Source organism: Streptomyces hebeiensis, from assembly GCF_052983195.1.
This window is the reverse complement of record NZ_CM129812.1, coordinates 504,888-523,752: the sequence shown is the minus strand read 5'-3', so window position 1 is coordinate 523,752 and position 18,865 is coordinate 504,888. Positions and strand designations below refer to the sequence as shown.

General features: G+C 71.9%; 7 protein-coding genes. All 7 read left to right on the top strand.

From position 1 onward, the window contains the following. Positions 1-20: 20 nt before the first annotated feature. The 7 genes from ACU6P3_RS02150 to ACU6P3_RS02120 all read left to right on the top strand — a co-directional run bounded on the left by ACU6P3_RS02150 (position 21) and on the right by ACU6P3_RS02120 (position 18,860). On the top strand, positions 21-1,079 hold the full coding sequence (locus ACU6P3_RS02150) for a FecCD family ABC transporter permease (protein ID WP_447198182.1): 1,059 nt from the start codon (positions 21-23) through the stop codon (positions 1,077-1,079). Continuing rightward, positions 1,076-2,137, top strand: a complete 1,062-nt coding sequence (locus ACU6P3_RS02145) for a FecCD family ABC transporter permease (RefSeq protein WP_447195650.1) — start codon at positions 1,076-1,078, stop codon at positions 2,135-2,137. Before ACU6P3_RS02150 ends, ACU6P3_RS02145 begins: the two co-directional genes overlap by 4 nt. Before the next feature lie 39 nt (positions 2,138-2,176). Next, the gene (locus tag ACU6P3_RS02140) at positions 2,177-3,049 is read left to right on the top strand and encodes an ABC transporter ATP-binding protein (protein ID WP_447195649.1); all 873 of its coding nucleotides are present in this window, start codon (positions 2,177-2,179) and stop codon (positions 3,047-3,049) included. 245 nt (positions 3,050-3,294) lie between these two features. Continuing rightward, the gene (locus tag ACU6P3_RS02135) at positions 3,295-4,341 is read left to right on the top strand and encodes an iron-siderophore ABC transporter substrate-binding protein (RefSeq protein ID WP_447195648.1); all 1,047 of its coding nucleotides are present in this window, start codon (positions 3,295-3,297) and stop codon (positions 4,339-4,341) included. Positions 4,342-4,384: 43 nt separating this feature from the next. Continuing rightward, on the top strand, positions 4,385-6,190 hold the full coding sequence (locus tag ACU6P3_RS02130) for an ABC transporter ATP-binding protein (RefSeq protein ID WP_447195647.1): 1,806 nt from the start codon (positions 4,385-4,387) through the stop codon (positions 6,188-6,190). Between the two features lie 57 nt (positions 6,191-6,247). Next, complete coding sequence (locus ACU6P3_RS02125; protein ID WP_447195646.1) at positions 6,248-17,173, top strand: non-ribosomal peptide synthetase; 10,926 nt, start codon at positions 6,248-6,250, stop codon at positions 17,171-17,173. After that, positions 17,160-18,860 carry an ABC transporter ATP-binding protein gene (locus ACU6P3_RS02120; RefSeq protein WP_447195645.1) on the top strand — a complete coding sequence of 567 codons (1,701 nt, stop codon included), beginning with the start codon at positions 17,160-17,162 and terminating at the stop codon, positions 18,858-18,860. Before ACU6P3_RS02125 ends, ACU6P3_RS02120 begins: the two co-directional genes overlap by 14 nt. Positions 18,861-18,865: the final 5 nt, after the last annotated feature.

The window sequence follows — 18,865 nt, the reverse complement described above, 5'->3', positions numbered from 1 at the left end:
AAGGGATGACGTACGTCGACATGTACGCAACTGCAGTTGAGCGCCCCGCGCCCGAAGGGGCAACTCACCTCCACAGACGGCTGGTCGCGGGTTTGGGCACGCTGGTGGTGATCCTCCTGATCGCGGCGGTGGTGTCCTTGGCCGTCGGCGCGCGCGCGTTGAGTCCCGCGGAGGTCTGGCGCGGGCTGTTCGCGGTGCCCGACTCCGATCAGCGGCTCACCGAGATCAGGCTCATCGTGCGCACGGTGCGGTTGCCCCGGACGGTGCTCGCGATCGTGGCGGGCACCGCTCTGGGGGTCGGCGGCGCGCTGATCCAGGGATACACACGCAACCCCATAGCCGACACGGGCCTGTTGGGAGTGAACTCCGGCGCCTCGTTCGCCGTGGTGTCGGTGATCGCCGTCTTCGGGTTCGCCAACCCGTTCCAGTACGTCTGGTTCGCCTTCGCGGGGGCGGCGGTCGCCGGCGCCGTCGTCTTCGGCCTCGCGAGCATCGGCCGGGGGGCGGGCAACCCGCTGACGCTCGCCCTGGCCGGGCAGGGGATCACGGTGTTCCTGATGGCGATGACCACGGCGGTCGCGCTGTCCGACCAGGACTCGCTGAACGCGCTGCGGTTCTGGAACGCGGGCTCCGTGGCCGGTGTCGGATTCGACGTCATCGGTCCGGTGACCGCGTTCATCGCGGTCGGACTGGTGCCGGCACTGATCACCCTGCCCGCACTCAACCTGCTCAACCTGGGTACCGACGTGGCGCGAGGACTGGGTGTGAACATCGCGCTGAGCAGGACCATCGGCATCGTCGCGATCACCCTGCTGGCGGGCGCGGCCACGGCGGCGTGCGGCCCCATCGCCTTTCTCGGGCTCATGGTGGCCCACATCGCCCGGTACCTGACCGGGCCGGACTACCGCTGGCTGGTGCCGTACGCGGGTCTGCTCGGTGCCGTCGTCCTGCTGGTCTGCGACATGGTGGGACGCGTGGTGGTGCGGCCGGGGGAACTGGACGCGGGTGTGGTGGTCGCTCTCATCGGCGCCCCGTTCTTCGCGGTCCTGGTGTGGCGAGGAAAGTTCAAGAACGCGTGAACGGGACAGAAGTGACCTCATCGGTGGCGCCGGGCGTGCGGCTCGGCCGCGTGTCGTTCGTGTGGCGGCCCTGGCTCGTCCTGGTGACGCTGCTGCTGACGGCCGCGACCTTCCTGGTGTTCTGTCTCTCCATCAGCGTCGGGGACTTCCCCGTCGGGCTGTCCCGGGTGATCGCCACGATCCTCGGCAGGGGCGAGCGGGTCGACGAGTTCGTGGTCATGGACCTGCGGATGCCGCGTGCGCTCGCCGGACTCGTCGTGGGGATCGCGCTGGGGATGTCCGGAGCGATCACGCAGTCCGTCGCGCGCAATCCACTGGCCAGTCCGGACATCCTGGGGATCACCGGGGGCGCGAGCGCGGTCGCGGTGTTCCTGGTGACGGTGTCGGGCGGGACCGCCGCGGCGGTGGCCGGCTCGGTGGGCCTGTCCGCGGCGGCGCTCGCGGGCGGTCTCGGCACGGGTCTGCTGGTGTACTTCCTGGCGTGGCGGCGCGGGATCGAGGGCTTCCGGCTCATCCTCATCGGTATCTCGGTGAGCGCCGTCATGCAGGCGATCACGACCTGGCTGCTGGTCTCGGCCGACATCAGGGACGTGGCAAGGGCGCAGGCGTGGCTGGTCGGCTCGCTGGACGACCGGTCGTGGGACGAGGTGAGGGTGGCGTTCTGGTGCACGGTCGTGCTGATGGCCGTCGTGGCCGGGGTCGCGTTCCAGTTCAAGCCGATGCACCTCGGCGACGACATCGCCGCGGGCCTGGGCGTCCGGTATTCGAGGGTGCGGGCCGTCCTGCTCCTGTGCGCGGTGCTGCTGGCCGCCGGAGCGGTGAGCGCGGCGGGCCCCGTGCCGTTCGTCGCGCTCGTGGCGCCGCAGGTGGCGATGCGCCTGGCGAAGTACCCGACCCCGCCGATGCTCGCCTCCGGCCTGGTAGGAGCCCTGCTGCTGATCGGCGCCGATCTGGTCGCGCGCACGGCGCTGCCGATCACCCTCCCGGTGGGGGTGGTCACCGCGGCGATCGGCGGCCCGTTCCTCGTCTCTCTGCTGGTGCGGGCGAACCTCCGATAGATGGTAAGAAGGTAAGGCGAACCTCATCAAGGGGGGCTTGTGGTCACTCAGTTCATCACCAAAACCGGGTCCGGAGTCGCGGACGTCGCGGGGACCGGGTCCCAGGTCGCGGACGTCGCACGGTTGGCAGCCCGGGGCGTCACGGTCGGGTACGGCGGCCGGGCGGTCATCGACGATCTCGACGTGGCGATCCCGCCCGGGGTGATCACCACGATCATCGGTCCCAACGGCTGTGGGAAGTCGACCCTCTTGCGGACCCTGACGCGGCTGCTCAAGCCCGCTCTGGGGACGGTGGTGCTGGACGGCGAGGACATCGCCGGGCTCAGGACCAGGGACGTGGCGAAGAAGCTCGGTCTGCTGCCGCAGGCGCCGGTCGCGCCGGAGGGGCTGACGGTGGCCGACCTGGTCGCCAGGGGGCGCCATCCGCACCAGAGTTGGCTGCGGCAGTGGTCGTCGGACGACGCCGAGGTCGTGGCGCGCGCGCTGGCCATGACCGGGGTGTCCGAGTTGGCCGACCGCCCGGTCGACTCGCTCTCCGGCGGACAGCGCCAGCGCGTCTGGATCTCGATGACCCTGGCCCAGGGCACTGATCTGCTGCTGCTGGACGAGCCGACCACCTATCTGGACCTGGCGCACGCGATCGACGTGCTCGACCTGGTGGACGACCTGCACGAGTCGGGGTGCACCGTGGTCATGGTGCTGCACGACCTCAATCTGGCCACGCGCTACAGCGACAATCTCGTCGTGATGCGGGAGGGATCGATCCTGGCGCAGGGGCACCCGCGTGACGTGATCACCGCCGAGTTGCTGTACGAGGCGTTCGGGCTGCACGCCAAGGTGGTCGACGACCCGGTGGGCGATCGGCCGCTCATCGTGCCGATCGGCCGCACGCACGTCCGGCCGGCCCCGTAGGCCCTCGCGTGATGCCCGTCGGTGCTCCGCGAGCCTCCGGGCTCCAGGCGCCGCCGGCCGGATTTCATGTCCGCACGCGCGACGGCACCCACCGAGTCGGCGCAGGTCGGGCACGTCCCGGCCCGGCTCGTGTCCGGCGGAGAAAAAGTCGCAAGTAAGGCTAGGCTAGCCTCAGTTGCTCGGGGTAAGGTTTGGCTGCCCTTATACGGGGGCGCAGTGCACTGTGTGAAAGCAAGGGATTCCGGATGCATCGAACGACTCTTGTGAAGCCCTGGAGGCGGCTGGCGGCGACAGTGTCCGCCGCGGCCCTGGGTGTCGGCCTCCTGGCGGGATGCGGTTCGGACTCGCCGGACAAGGGGAGCGACAACGTTCCGGCGGCCGCCGCCGGCGCGTTCCCGGTCACGGTGGAACACGCGTTTGGATCCACGAAGATCACCAAGGCTCCTCAGCGAGTCGTTTCCGTGGGTTATACGGACGACCAGGCCATCCTGGCGTTCGGCATCAAGCCGGTCGGCATGGTCGACCAGTATCCGAACCCGGCGGGCAAGTCCCCCGACATCAACACCCAGTGGCCCTGGGTGAAGGACAAGTGGGGAGACACCCGCCCCGAGGTCGTCATGAACAACGGTGACCCGGGCCCCAACTACGAGAAGATCGCCTCCCTGCGTCCGGACCTGATCATCGCGGTCTACTCCGAGATCGACCGGGCCGGCTACGAGAAGCTTTCGAAGATCGCCCCGACGGTGGGCCGTACCAAGGGCGAGAAGGAGCCGTTCAGCGCACCGTGGCAGGACAACGCGGTGCACATCGCCAAGGCGCTCGGCAAGGAGGACGAGGGCGCCGAGCTGGTGCGGGGCATCCAGGACAAGCTCGACACGGCTCGCGAGGAGCACCCCGAGTTCGCCGGCCAGACCGCTGTCGCGCTGTCCTGGTACAAGGATTCGCTCGCTCCGTTCACCACCACCGACGTGCGCGGACGGCTGGTGACGGGCATCGGTTACCAGGGAGCCACGAAGATCGACGAGATCGCGGACGGCAAGTTCTTCACCGTGCTGTCCCCCGAGCGTGTCGACCTGGTCGACGTCGACCGCATCTTCGTGATCAACGACAAGGCGGACACGGCAGCGCTCAAGAAGTTCGAGCTGTTCACCAACCTGTCCGCCGTCAAGAACGGCAAGGTGTCGTACCTGCTGGACAGCGAGGGCCCGGCGGTCGGTGCGGCCATGTCCCAAAGCACCCCGCTCTCCCTGCCGTACGCGATCGACCAGCTCGTCAAGTCGGTCGGCCGGTGATGGCGGCCGGACCGGCCCGTACCCGGCGAGACCTGGTCCTTGGGTGAGTGCCACCGACACCCGCGCAACCCCGGCGACCCTGCGCACGGCGACCGGGGGCGAGGCCACCCGTTGGGTCGCTGCACACTGCCGCAGGACCCCTTGGCTGACGGCTTTCACCGTGCTCACCACGGTGGCCGGAGCGGCGCTCCAGGTGCTCCCCGTGCTCCTGCTGGGCCAGGTGGTCGACGGGGTGGCCGGTGGCGGATCGCGCTCGGTGCTGGTCACGGTCGGGGTAGCGATGGGGGTCGCCGCGCTGCTCGGCTCGGCGGCCACCGCGGCGTCGACGTATCTGATCGGGCGGCTGGGGGCGGATCTGCTCGCCCGGCTGCGGGAAGGCGCCGTCCGCGCGGTGCTGGGGATGCCGAGCGCACGCATCGAGCAGGTCGGCCGCGGCGACGTGCTGTCCCGGGTCGGTGACGACGTGGCCGTGCTGTCCAAGGGCATCCGGACGGCGATCCCCACGGTGTTCTCGGCGGGGGTGCTGGTCGTCATCGCCACGGTCGGCATGTTCGGGCTGGACTGGCGGCTCGGCCTGGCCGGCGCCGGCGCGCTGCCCGCGTACGCCCTGGCCCTGCGCTGGTACCTGCCCCGCTCCGCCCCGCTCTACCGGAAGCAGCGGGTGGCCCAGGCCGACCGCGCCCAGGCGTTGATCAGCGGCCTCGACGGGATCGATACGGTCCGGGCGTACCGCCTGGAGGAAGCCGTCCGCGAGAAGGTCACCCGTGAGTCATGGCGTGTGCGCGATCTCGGCGTCGACGTGTTCCGGTTCTTCGGCCGGTTCGTCGGCAGGGAGAACCGCGCCGAGTTCATCGGGCTGGTCCTGATCCTCGTGGTGGGATACGCCCTGCTGGAAGCCGACGCCGCCAGCCTGGGCGAGGTGTCGGCGGCCCCGTTGATGTTCCACCGGCTGTTCACCCCGCTGGGCGCCATCATGTTCACCTTCGACGAGGCGCAGAAGTCGGGCGCGAGCCTCACCCGCCTGGTCGGGGTGGTGGGGGAGCCCTCGGAGGACCGGCTGGTGGGCGACGTGTCCGTCGCGTCGGCGGACTCCGCGCCGTACCCGGTGACGGTGGAGGGGGTGACCTTCGGCTATCCCGGCACCGAGGAACCGGTCCTGCGGCAGGTGAACCTGTCCATCCCGGCCGGAGGTTCGCTCGCCCTGGTGGGCGCGACGGGTGCGGGCAAGTCGACCCTGGCCGCGCTGATCGCCGGCATCGGGACCCCCGGGGCCGGGTCGGTGCGCGTCGGGCCGCACGACCTCGCCGCTCTGGACGAGGCCGGGGCGCGGGCCCTGGTGAGCATCCTGACGCAGGAGACGCACGTGTTCTCGGGGCCGCTCGCCGAGGACCTACGGCTCGCCGCGCCCGGGGCGAGCGACGCGCGGCTGATGGACGCGTTGCGCACGGTCGGCGCCGACGGATGGGTCGAGTCGCTGCCCGACGGGCTGAACACCACGGTCGGCGAGGGCGGCGAGCGGCTGGACGGCACCAAGGTCGCCCAGATCGCCCTGGCCCGGCTGGTGCTGCGCCGCTCGCCGGTGGTGGTGCTCGACGAGTCGACCGCGGAGGCGGGCAGCGAGGGCGCCGCCGAGCTGGAACGGGCCGTGCTGGCCGCGTGCTCGGGCCGGACCACGCTGTTCGTGGCGCACCGGCTGACCCAGGCGATGGCGGCGGACCGGATCGCGGTGCTGGACGCGGGGCGCGTGGTGGAGGAAGGAACGCACGAGGAGTTGGTGGCTCGGGGCGGCCAGTACGCGCGGCTGTGGCGCGCCTGGCGAGAGGGCGGTTGGGCGAACGAGGGTGGTTAGGTAACCCTTAGTTAGGTTAGGCTGGCCTGCATACCCTGGAAGGATGCTGAGTCTTCGATGACGGAACCTCGCGCTCCTCACGTACTGCTTTCTCCCACCCTCCTGGCCGGTGTACGCAGGCGGACCGGCGACTACGGCGACCGGACCATCGCCGAGGCGTGTGCCGTCGGGCTGTCGTACTGGACGACGGGCCGCGGCCCCGACGGCATCGACCTCACCCCCGGCACGCTGTTCGCCGACATCCTCGGGTGGGTCGACAACGGCGGTGCCGGGACGGGGGAGTGGCAGGTCGGCGCGGACGGCCTGAGCATCACCGTCCCCGACGGCGTCGCGCCGGCCGACGCGCAGCTCGCGCTGGACGACCTGGCCGAGTTCCCGGACCGGCCCATCGGCACCATCGGCCCGTCCAGCGCGGCGGCGAGGATCGAAGCCCTGGCCGAGTGGAACGACACCCGGGCCGACCGGGTCCGCCCGACCGTCATGGAGATGTTCCACGAGCAGGCGCGCACCAGGCCGGACGCCGTCGCCATCGTCGACGAGCACCGGTCGCTGACCTACCGTGAGGCGGCCGCACGCGCCGTTCAGTTGGCCCACCACCTGGTCGAACGCGGCCTGACCTCCGAACAGGTCGTCGGCATCTCGCTGGGCCGCTCGGCCGACATGGTCATCGGCCTCCTCGCCGTGCTCCAGGCGAAGTGCGCGTTCGTACCGCTCGATCCGCAGTGGCCCGCCGCACGCCGGGCCGTCGTCGTCGAGGACGCCGGTGTCGTACTGCAGCTCAACGACTCGGGCGAGCACGACGCGGACGAGCCGGACGCCGTGGCCGTCGACCTCGGCGACTGGCGGTTCGGCGCCTACCCCACCGAGGGACCCGAGGCGGCCGTCCCCGGCACGGCCCTGGCGTACGTGATCTTCACGTCCGGCTCGACCGGGCGGCCCAAGGGTGCCATGATCCGGCACGAGGCGATCAGCGAGCGCCTGCTGTGGCAGGTCGACGAGATCCTGCGATTCGGCCACGACGACGCGTCGCTGTTCAAGGCGCCGTTGTCCTTCGACATCTCCATCAACGAGATCTTCCTGCCGCTGGTGTCCGGCGGCCGGCTGGTGATCCTGCGGCCCGGCGGCGAACGCGACCCGCACCACCTGCTGAGCGTGATCGCCGAACAGCGCGTCACCTTCACCTACCTGGTGTCGTCCATGCTCGACGTACTGCTGGACATCGTGGGCGACTCCGGCCGCCTGGACAGCCTGCGTCACGTATGGTGCGGTGGTGAGGTGTTGACGCCGGAGCTGTACGAGCGGTTCCGCACCCAGCTCGACATCCCCCTGTACCACGGCTACGGCCCGGCCGAGACGACCATCGGAGTCTCGCACGTCATCTACCGGGGCGCGGCCGAACGCCTGTCGACGTCGATCGGCAAGGCCAACCCCAACACCCAGCTGTACGTGCTGGACGACGAACTGCGCCCGGTCCCGGTCGGAGTCGGCGGCGAACTGTACGCGGGAGGACTCCTCCTGGGACGCGGGTACGTGGGCGCGCCCGGCCTGACGGCGTCCCGGTTCGTGGCGAACCCCTTCGCCGACGACGGGTCCCGGCTCTACCGCACCGGCGACCTGGCGCGCTTCGCCCCGGACGGATCGCTGGACTTCCTCGGCCGTGCCGACAACCAGATCAAGATCCGCGGCATGCGGCTGGAGACCGAGGACGTCGAGGCCGGCCTCGCGGAGCACCCCGGAGTACGGCACACCTGCGTCGTCGCGAAGAAGAACACGGCGGGCGGCACCTACCTGGTGGGGTACGTGCTCCCGGCCGCCGGCCACGAGGACCTGCGGGCGGACGAGGTCAAGGCATGGGCCAACCGGCACATGGTGGAGTACATGGTGCCCGCCCACATCGTCGTGATGAAGGAGTTCCCGCTCACCGCGAACGGCAAGCTCGACCGGGGCGCGCTGCCGGAGCCCGTGATCGGCACAGGCTCCGTGGTGGCGCCCGCCACCGACGACGAGCGGGTGGTGTGCGAGGCCGTCGCGTCGGTGCTGCGGCTGGAGCAGGTGGGCGTCGACCAGGACTTCTTCCAGCTCGGCGGAGACAGCATTCTGGCGATCTCACTGCTGAGCGCGCTGCGGGACGCGGGCCTCCACGTCACCGCACGGCAGATCTTCACCCACAGCGTGCTCGGGGCACTGGCCGCGGTGGCGAGCCGGGAAGACCTCTCCACCGTGGACCACGGCGATGTCGGGACCGGTCCCGTCGTGGGATCGCCCATCGTGCAGTGGCTCGGCCGGACCACGGAGGCGATCGACGGCTTCGTCCAGTCGGTCGTACTGAACACACCGGCGGACCTGACCGCCCCCGCCCTCGACGCGATCCTCGCAGCCGTCCTCGAGCGGCACGACATGCTGCGCGCCAGGCTGGTGCGCGGCGACCGCTGGAGCTTCGACATCCCGCGGCCCGGCCGGGCCGTCGTGGGGTGGCAGGAGAGCGACCGTCCGGCCGAGGAGTGTGTCGCGCTCGCCACCGACGGGCTCGACCCGGACAACGGCGTGATGCTGCGCGCCGTGTGGCGCCGCGAGGCAGGACAACTGGTCGTGGTCGCCCACCACCTCGTGATCGACGGCGTGTCCTGGCGGATCCTGATGGACGACCTGGCCACGGCATGGCGCCAGTTCGCCGCGGGCGTCCCGATCGACCTGCCACCCGTCAGCACCTCGTTCAGGCGCTGGACACAGCTGCTGGGCCGTGCGGCACACGACACGGACCGCGCCTACTTCGAGCGCCCCCTGCCGGGAACGGACGCTCCGCTGGGCAGACGTGCGCCGACCGAGGCCGACAACGTCGCGCGGGAGCGGACGCGGACCGTCTCCCTCGGCCCGGGGGAGACGGCCGCGCTGCTGGGCGGGATTCCCGCCAAGTTCCACGCGGGCGTCAACGACGTGCTGCTGACGGCGCTCGCCGTCACCCTCGCCCGGTGGCGCCGCGACCGCGGACAGGACCAGACGTTCGCGCACATCGAACTGGAGGGACACGGCCGCGAGGCACGCCACGTGGCGGACACCGCCGGCTTCGAGCCCGACCTGTCACGGACCGTGGGCTGGTTCACCACCCTGTTCCCGGTGACCGTGGACCCCGGAGCGGCGGCGGATCTCACCGCGCCGGCGTATCTGGCCGCCGCCCTCAAGGCGGTCAAGGAGGACCTGGCCGGGGTACCGGGCAACGGTGTCCCCTACGGAGTCCTGCGGTACCTGACCGACACCGCGCTGACCGCGTCCGCACCGCAGGTGTTGTTCAACTACCTGGGCCGTTTCGACGCGGGCGCCTCCGGAGACTGGCAGCTCGCGGGTGCCACGGGGCAGTTGGGCGAGAAGCGCGACCCGAGGATGCGCCTGCCGCGCGCCCTGGAGTTCAACGCGATCGCCGAACCCGACGCGACCGGCGCGTACGAGCTGATCACCACCATCTCCTGGCCCGAGGGGATGTTCACCGACGAGGACATCACCACCCTCGGACAGTACTTCCGGGACGCCCTGACCGCGCTGGCCGCGCTCGACGAAGGCGGCCACTCACCCAGCGACTTCGCCCTGGTGCGGCTCACCCAGGCCGATGTCGACGCCCTGGACGGCCCGCGGCTGCGGGACATCCTGCCGCTCACCCCGTTGCAGGAGGGCCTGTACTTCCACTCGGTCTTCGACGACGACGCGACGGGCAGCTATGTCGAGCAGCAGCTGCTGACACTGGCCGGCGACGTGGACGCCGACCGGCTCGCGGCGGCGGCCACCCGGCTGCTCACGCTCTACCCCAACCTGGCCGCCCGGTTCACGGCGCTCGCCGACGGCCGGGTCGTCTCCGTCCTCGAGAGCGGCGTGGTGGCACCCTTCACCACGCTGGACCGCCCCTCCCTCACGGACGACGAGATCCGCGCCCTCGCCGAACGGGACCGCCGCGCCGGTTTCGATCTGGCCGCGGGGCCGCTGATGCGCTACACGCTCATCCGCGCGGGATCCGGCCGGAGCGTCCTGGTGCAGACCGTGCACCACATCGTCGCCGACGGCTGGTCGGTGCCGCCGATGCTCCGCGCGCTGCTGGCCGAGTACCACGCGCCGGGGTCCGTCTACCCGCTCGGCGGTTACCGCGACTACGTCAGCTGGCTCGCCGGGCGCGATCACGACGAGAGCGACCGGGTATGGCGCGACGAACTCGCGGACCTGCCCGGACCCTCGCTGGTCGCCGAAGGACACCCCCCTTCCGAACGGTTCGCCGACACCGCCGTCGACCTCCCGGACGGCACCGCTGCCGCCGACGGCACCACTGTCACCGACGGAGTCGCCGACATCGACGCCGCCGCCCGGTCGGCCGGCGTGCCCTTGAGCGTGGCCGTGCACAGCGCGTGGGCGGTGACCCTGGGCGGCATCCTGCACTCCAGGGACGTCGTGTTCGGTTCCACGGTGTCCGGGCGTGACGCGGAGGTGCCCGGCATCGGGGACATGGTGGGCCTGTTCATCAACACGATCCCCGTGCGCGCCCGGTGGGCCGCCGACACCACCGGGCGCGAGCTGCTCGCCGCGGTGCGGGAACACCAGAGCGCGGTGCTCGCGCACCAGCACGTCTCGCTGGCGCGGATCGGCCGCCAGGCCGGCGCCGGCCCCCTGTTCGACACCCTGGTGGTGTTCGACGTCGCGACGGACCTGGACGCCCTGCGCGGTCCCGACGACGAGCTGGTCATCACCGACATCGTCAGCGAGGGCGCTCCACACTACCCGTTGACGCTGGTGGCGGAGCGCACCCGGGACGGCCGACCGCGCTTCAACCTCATCTACGACGGGGAACTGCTGCGCCAGGAGAGCGCCGAGGCGATCCTGCGCACGTTCACCCGGACCCTCACCGGCCTGCTCCACCGGCCGGAGGCGCTGGTCGGCGAGCCGGCCCCCGAGGACGACCGGCACCCGGCCCGGATCGCCCCGGCGACCCTGGGCGAACTGTTCGACGCCGCCGCGAACCGCGACCCGGCGGCCACCGCCGTCACCCAGTGCGCCCTCGACGGCGGCACCCGGTCTCTGACCTACGGCGAACTCGCGGAGGCCAAGGCCACGTTGGCCTCGGCGCTGCGCGCGGCGGGTGCCGGGCCCGGCAAGCGGGTCGCCGTCGCCGTCCCCCGCTCCCTCGAACAGGTTGTCGCCCTGGTCGCGGTCGTCACCGCGGGCGGCGCGTACGTGCCGCTGGACCTGGCGTACCCGGACGAACGGCTGGAGTACATCCTCGCCGACGCCGCCCCGCAGGTCGTCCTCGTGGACCGTGAGCGGCGGGACCGCTTCACCCGACTGCTGTCCCGGGCGGGCGTGCGGGCCCAGGTGGTCGTCCAGGGCGACGAGCTGCCGCTGGACACCACCGAACCCCGGGTCGGTTGGCACGACCCCGCGTACGTGATCTACACGTCCGGCTCGACCGGCCGGCCCAAGGGCGTCGTCGTACCGCACTCCAGCGTGGTGACGCTCCTCGCGAACACCCGTCCCGGCATGGCCTTCGGCCCGGACGACGTATGGGTCCAATTCCACTCCTTCTCCTTCGACTTCGCGGTCTGGGAGCTGTGGGGAGCACTGGCGCACGGGGGCGAACTGCTGGTGCCGGAGTACGCGCTGACCCGCTCCCCGGTCGACTTCCACCGGCTGGTCCGCGAGCGCGGGGTGACCGTGCTCAACCAGACCCCGTCGGCGTTCCACCGGTTCATCGAGGCCGACCGGCACGCCGACGCACCCATCACGACGCTGCGCCGGATCATCTTCGGAGGCGAGGCGCTGGACCTCGGGCGGCTGCGCGGCTGGGTGGAGCGGTACGGCACCGATGCGCCCGAACTGGTCAACATGTACGGCATCACCGAGACCACCGTCCATGTCACCCACCGCGTGCTGACCGCCGAGGACTTCGGCCCGGCCGGTGACGTCAGCCCGATCGGCGGCCCCCTTCCCGGTCTGGTCACCCATCTGCTCGACGACCGGCTCCGGCCGGTCCCGCCGGGCCGGGTGGGCGCCATCTACGTCGCCGGCGACCAGGTGTCGCTCGGCTACCTGGGCAGGCCGGGGCTCACCGCGGGCCGGTTCGTGGCGAACCCGTTCGCGGACGACGGCTCCCGCATGTACCACACGGGCGACCTGGCCCGCCGTACCCTCGACGGCGAACTGGTCTTCGTCGGCCGCGCCGACGACCAGGTGCAGCTCAAGGGGTTCCGCATCGAGCCCGGTGAGGTGGAGTCCGCGATCAGGGAACTCGACGGTGTCGTCGACGTGGCCGTCACCGTGGCGGACAGCGGCGACCACCTCGTCGCCCACGTCGTGGGCCGGGCGCCCGGTGACGTCACGGCCCTGCTGGCCGCCAAACTGCCCGCGCACATGGTGCCGGGCCGCGTGCTGCCCGTCGACGCCCTGCCGCTGACGGTCAACGGCAAACTGGACCGCGAGGCGCTGGCCGAGCGCGCCGCGCGGGAGGACACCCCGGTGGCCGCGAGCGGCTCCGCGCTCACCGCGCTGACCGACGTCTTCGCCCGGACGCTGCCCGGCGCCGCCGTGGACGCCGACACCGATTTCTTCAAGGCCGGAGGCGACAGCATCGTCGCCATCACCCTGATCAACCGGGCCAGGGCGCTCGGGCTGCCGATCACCCCCCGGGACGTGTTCCTGCGGAAGACACCGCGCGCGCTCGCCGACCACCTGGGCACGCGTACCCGGCGGGCCGTGGCGCCCGTACCGGCACGGCGCGAGGACGGACCGCTGCCGCCGACACCGATCATCCTGCGCCAGCGCGAACTGGGCGGGACGCTGGCCGGGTTCGCCCAGGCCAGGACGCTGGTGGCGGCCGATGGCACCGACCTCGACGACGTCCGGCGCGCCGCGAACGCCGTCGTGGCCGCCCACCCGGCCCTCCGGCTGAGGCTGCGCGTCGAGCACGGCGTGTGGGCCCTGTCCACCGGCCCCGCCCGCGAGGTCACCGTCGTCCGGACGAACGCCACCGACGCGACGGCCGCGGCGAACGAGGCCGCGGGACGGCTCGATCCCGAATCCGGAGACGTCATCGCGTTCTCCTGGCTGACGGCCAGCCGCACCCTGGTGGTCACCGCGCACCACCTCGCCGTGGACGCGGTGTCCTGGCTGGTCCTCCTCGACGACCTGGCCACCGCCCTGGACGGCGCCCCCCTGCCACCGCCGACCACGTCCTACGCCGAGTACGCCGAAGCACTGGCGGCGCGCGCCGCCCAGGTGACCGACGGCCTCGGACACTGGGTCACCACGCTCCAGGCGCCCGCGCTGCTGCCCGCGGTCGTGGATCCGCGCGAGACCACTCTCGTACTCGCGCCCGAGGTGAGCGACGTGGTGACGCGCAGCGCCCCCGCCGTACTCGGCGTGGGGCTCACCGAGCTGCTGTGCGGCGCGCTGCGCACCGCGCTGACCCGTGTCCAGCCCACGCCCACCGATCTCGCGGTGGACCTGGAGCGGCACGGCCGGGTCCCGGCCCTGGACCACCACGACTACAGCCGCACCATCGGCTGGTTCACCTCCATCGCACCGGTGCGGCTCACCGCGCACACCGACCCCGTCGCGGCGGCGCGCGAGGTCGCGGAACGGCAGCCGGACGAGGCCGGGCACGTCGCCTACGGCCAGCTCAGGTACCTCAACCCGCAGACGGCCCCGCTGCTGAACGCCCGCCCGCAGGTGCTGTTCAACTACCTCGGCCGGGGCGGCGAGTCCCAGGCGCCGCACCTGGCCACCGGCGACCGGGGCGGCCGGTACGCCGTCGAGGTCAACGCGTGGACCGACGAGGCCACCGGAAGCCTGCACGCGACCTTCACCCTCGCCGTGGGCATACCCGACGAGATCGCCGAGCACTGGCGCCGGGCGCTGGAGACGATCGCGGACGCCTGCGCGACGGCCGAACGCACCGCACCGACCACCCCGCTCCAGCGGGGCCTGTTCTTCCAGGCCCAGATGGCGGGCGCGACCGGCCACTACGTCGCACAGAGTTACTTCACCTTCGACCGGCGCCTGGACACCGACGCGCTGGCCGAGGCGATGGCGTACGTGATCGGGCGCCACCCGGCCGTGGGCGCCGGCTTCACCACCGACGACGACGGAAAACCGGTCCAGGTTTTGAAGGCGGGCCGGCGGGTCGATGTCCGAACCGTCCGTGCGACGACGGACGCGGAGGTCGAGGCCCTGCGCACCCGGGACCGCGAGTCGGGATTCGACCTGGACCGGCCGCCGCTGATCCGGGTGACCGTGGTGCGTCTGCCCGACGGCCGGGACGGCCTGCTGCTCAGCTACCACCTGCTGCTCTGGGACGGCTGGTCCCGCGAGATCCTGCTGCGCGACCTGTTCGACGCCTACGGCGCCGTCGTCGCGGGCGAGCCGCCGGCCGCGGCCCCGGCCGCGCCGAGCTTCGAGGACTACGCCCGGGCGCTGGAGGCCAAGGACCTCGCGGCGTCGCACCGCTTCTGGGCGGAGCACCTGGCCGGCCTGTCAGGTCCGACGATGCTCGCCGGTCCGGCCCCGGCCCTCTCGGACGACCTGCCGCGCGCCCTCGTGCACACGCTCTCCGCCGAACTCTCGGAACTGGTGCGGGAGGCGGCCGTCACGCACGGCGTCACGCTGAACACGGTGCTGACCGGCGCGTTCGGCCTCTTTCTCGGCGCCCGTACGGGCCGCGCCGACGCGGTGTTCGGGGTGACCGTCTCGGGCCGGGAGGGCGAGGGCCACTCCGGCATCGTCGGCGTGCTGCTCAACACGGTGCCCCTGTGGACGCGGGCACGGCCCGACGACACGGTCGGCGCGTACCTGTCGGCGGTACAGGCGGCCCGGGTCGAGGCGATGGAACACGAGCACCTGGGGCTCGGCGAGATCCAGCGGGCCAGTGGGCACGACACGCTGTTCGACAACCTGTTCGTGCTCCAGAACTTCCTGGACCTGGACGCGCTCGCCGAGATGAATGCCAGGCACGGCATCACCTCGGTCCAGGCCGACGACTCCACGCACTACCCGTTCACCTGGGTCGTCACGCCCGGCGACCGGCTCACGGTCAAGCTGGAGCACCGCGACGACGACCCCGCGGGCGCCCGCCGTCTCCTCGACGACTACCTGAGCGTGCTGGAGGACCTGGCGCGGTCGACCGGGCGGGTGGGCGCGTTGCGGGGGCTGGGAGCCGACCCCGAACCCGCCGAGCGCACCGGCATCGGCACGGACACCGTCGTCGACCGCTTCGACCGGGCGGCCGACCGTCATCCCGGGCGGGTCGCGCTCGTCGCCCGGGGTTCGACCATGTCCTTCGCCGAACTCCGTGACCGCAGCCGTGCGGTGGCGGGCGTGCTCGCCCGTCGGGGCATCGGCCCCGAGACGACCGTGGGACTGGCGATCCCGCGCTCGCTCGACTCGATCGTGGCACTGTTCGCCGTGCTGCGCGTCGGTGCCGCGTACGTGCCGCTGGAACTGGACCACCCGGACGAGCGGATCGCGGCCATCGTCGCGGACGCCCGGCCCGAGGCGATCCTCACCGTGAGCGCCGTGTCGCCGCGGCTGAGCGGCGACCTGATCGAGCTGGACCGTCCCCTGCCCGAGGCCGACCCGTATCCGACGTTCGCGCCGGACGACCCGGACCGCCTGCGGCATCCCGCGTACACGATCTACACCTCCGGTTCGACCGGGCGGCCCAAGGGCGTGGTGACCGAGTACGCGGGGCTCACCAACATGCTGATCAACCACCAGCGGCGGATCTTCGAGCCGGTCCTCGCCGAGCACGGCCACCGGGTCTTCAGAATCGCGCACACCGTGTCGTTCGCCTTCGACATGTCGTGGGAGGAACTGCTGTGGCTCGCCGACGGCCACGAGGTCCACATCTGCGACGAGGAACTGCGCCGCGACGCGCCCCGTCTGGTCGAGTACTGCCTGGACCACGGGATCGACGTCATCAACGTGACCCCGACCTACGCGCAGCAACTGGTGGCCGAGGGACTGCTCGACAACCCGGCACGGCGTCCCGCGCTGGTGCTGCTGGGCGGCGAGGCCGTCACCCCCGCGCTGTGGCAGCGGCTCGCCGAGACCGAGGGGACGGCCGGCTACAACCTGTACGGGCCCACCGAATACACCATCAACACCCTCGGTGTCGGCACGTTCGAATGCCAGGACCCGGTGGTGGGCGTGGCCATCGACAACACCGAGGTGTACGTACTGGACCCGTGGCTGCGGCCCCTGCCCGACGGAGTCCCGGGTGAGCTCTACGTATCGGGCATCGGCATCGCGCGCGGCTACCTCGGCCGGAGTGCCCAGACCGCGCACCGCTTCGTCGCCTGCCCCTTCGGCGCACCCGGCGAGCGCATGTACCGCACCGGGGACCTGGTGGCCCGTCGGCCCGACGGGAACCTGACGTACCTGGGCCGCACCGACCAGCAGGTCAAGATCCGCGGGCACCGGGTCGAACTGGGCGAGGTCGAGGCCGCGTTCGCGGCGCATCCGGCGGTGCGGTTCGCCGCGGCGGTCGCCCAACCCGACCCGCAGGTCGACGGCGCGTACCGGCTGGCCGCCTATCTCGTGCTGGAGGGCGCCGACCTGGCGCGGGTCGCCGGCGAGGTGGGGGCCGGGCTGCCGGACTTCCTGCGCCCGACGCACTTCGCCCGGGTCGACAGCATCCCGCTGACCGTGAACGGGAAGGCTGACACCAAGGCGTTGCCGGAGGCCAAGCCGCTCGGCACGCTGACCACGGCGGGGGAACGCGGCCCGGAGACGGAGACCGAGACCGCGGTGTGCGAGTTCTTCGCCGAGGCACTGGACCTCGATGACGACGAGGTGAGCGCGGTGAGCGACTTCGTGTCCCTCGGCGGGCACTCCATGCTGGCGGTACGGCTGATCGGGCTGCTCCGCCGGGAGTACGGTCCCGTGATCACGATCCGTGATCTGCTCACCCTGCGAACCCCGGAAGCGATTGCCCACCACCTTGATGAAAACTCCTGACACGCGGCGGCCCCGACCGGGGTCTGACATTCTGCGGACCGCGTTGCGCGGCAACGTCGGCGCCATGGTCTGGGGCACCGTCCTCATGGGCCTGTACCAGGCGGGGGAGACGGCCTTCCCCATCGCGCTCGGCCTGATCGTCGAGCACACCATGCGGGACCGGAGCCTGGGCGCGCTCGGCCTGTCGATCGGCGCGCTGGCCGTGATCATCACGACGGTGTCGCTGTCGTGGCGGTTCGGGATGCGTGTCCTGCAGAAGGCCAACACGACCGAGGCGCACCGCTGGCGGGTGCGGGTGGCCGCCTGCGGGCTCCAGCCGGTGGCCAGGGACGTCGGCCTGAAGTCCGGTGAGGTGCTGACCGTCGCCACCGAGGACGCCGACCAGACCGCCGACATCATCGAGGTGGTGCCGCTGCTGATCAGCTCGCTGGTCGCGGTGGTGGTCGCGGCGGTCGCGCTGGGGCTGGCCGACATCCGGCTCGGCCTGCTGGTGATCGTGGGGACCGTCGCGATCCTGTCGATCCTGGCCGTCCTGTCCAAGCGGATCGGCGCCAGTACGCGCGAACAGCAGGCCCGGGTGGCGCGGGCGGGCGCGAAGGTCGCCGACCTGATCAACGGCCTGCGCCCGCTGCACGGCTTCGGCGGCAACCACGCGGCGTTCGGGTCCTACCGCGAGGTGAGCACGGATGCGAAGCGCCAGGCGATCACCGTCGCCGGGGTGAACGGCACGTACGCGGGCACCGCGCTGGCCCTCAACGCGGTGCTCGCCGCCGCCGTCTCCCTGACGGCCGGCTGGCTGGCGTTCGACGGCCGGATCACCATCGGCGAACTGGTCATGGCCGTGGGTCTCGCGCAGTTCATCATCGAACCGCTCAAGACGTTCTCGGAGATGCCCAAGTACGTGATGATGGCGCGCGCCTCGGCCGAGCGTATGGCGCTGGTGCTCTCGGCGCCGCCGGTGACGACCCCGGGGCAGCGGCGACCGGCCCCGGGCGGAGGCCTCGAGGTCGACTGCGTCAGGTACGGGTCCCTGCGCAAGTTGAAGTTCGAGGTGGGCGCCGGCGAGTTCGTGGCGATCACCGCCTACCAGCCGCGCGCGGCGGCCGACCTCGCCTCCGTCCTCGCGGTGAACGTCGCGCCCGACGCGTACGAGGGAGTGGTGCGGGTCGGCGGGCAGGCGATCGCGGACCTGTCGATCGAGTCGGTCCGCGAGCACATGCTGGTGAATCCGTACGACGGGGAGATCTTCGCGGGCACCCTCCGCACGAACATCGACCCGTCGGGCACCAGCGAGATGGTTCCCGAGGCCGTCGAGGCGTCCATGCTGACCGATGTCGTCGCCCTCCACCGCGAGGGGCTCGACTACGCGGTCCGCGACCGCGGGGCGAACCTGTCCGGGGGACAGCGGCAGCGGCTGTCCCTGGCCCGCGCTCTGGCAGCCGACACCGACGTGCTGGTCCTGCGCGATCCGACGACGGCCGTCGACGCGGTCACCGAGCAACTCATCGCGCGCAATGTCGCCAAGCTGCGCCACGGCCGCACCACGGTTGTGATCACCAGCAGCCCGGCGCTGCTGGACGCCGCCGACCGTGTTCTCGTCCTGGACGACGGCGTCGTCACCGCCGAGGACACCCACCGCAACCTCCTCGCCGGCGACGCGGACTACTGCCGGGCCGTGGCCCGGTGAAGCGC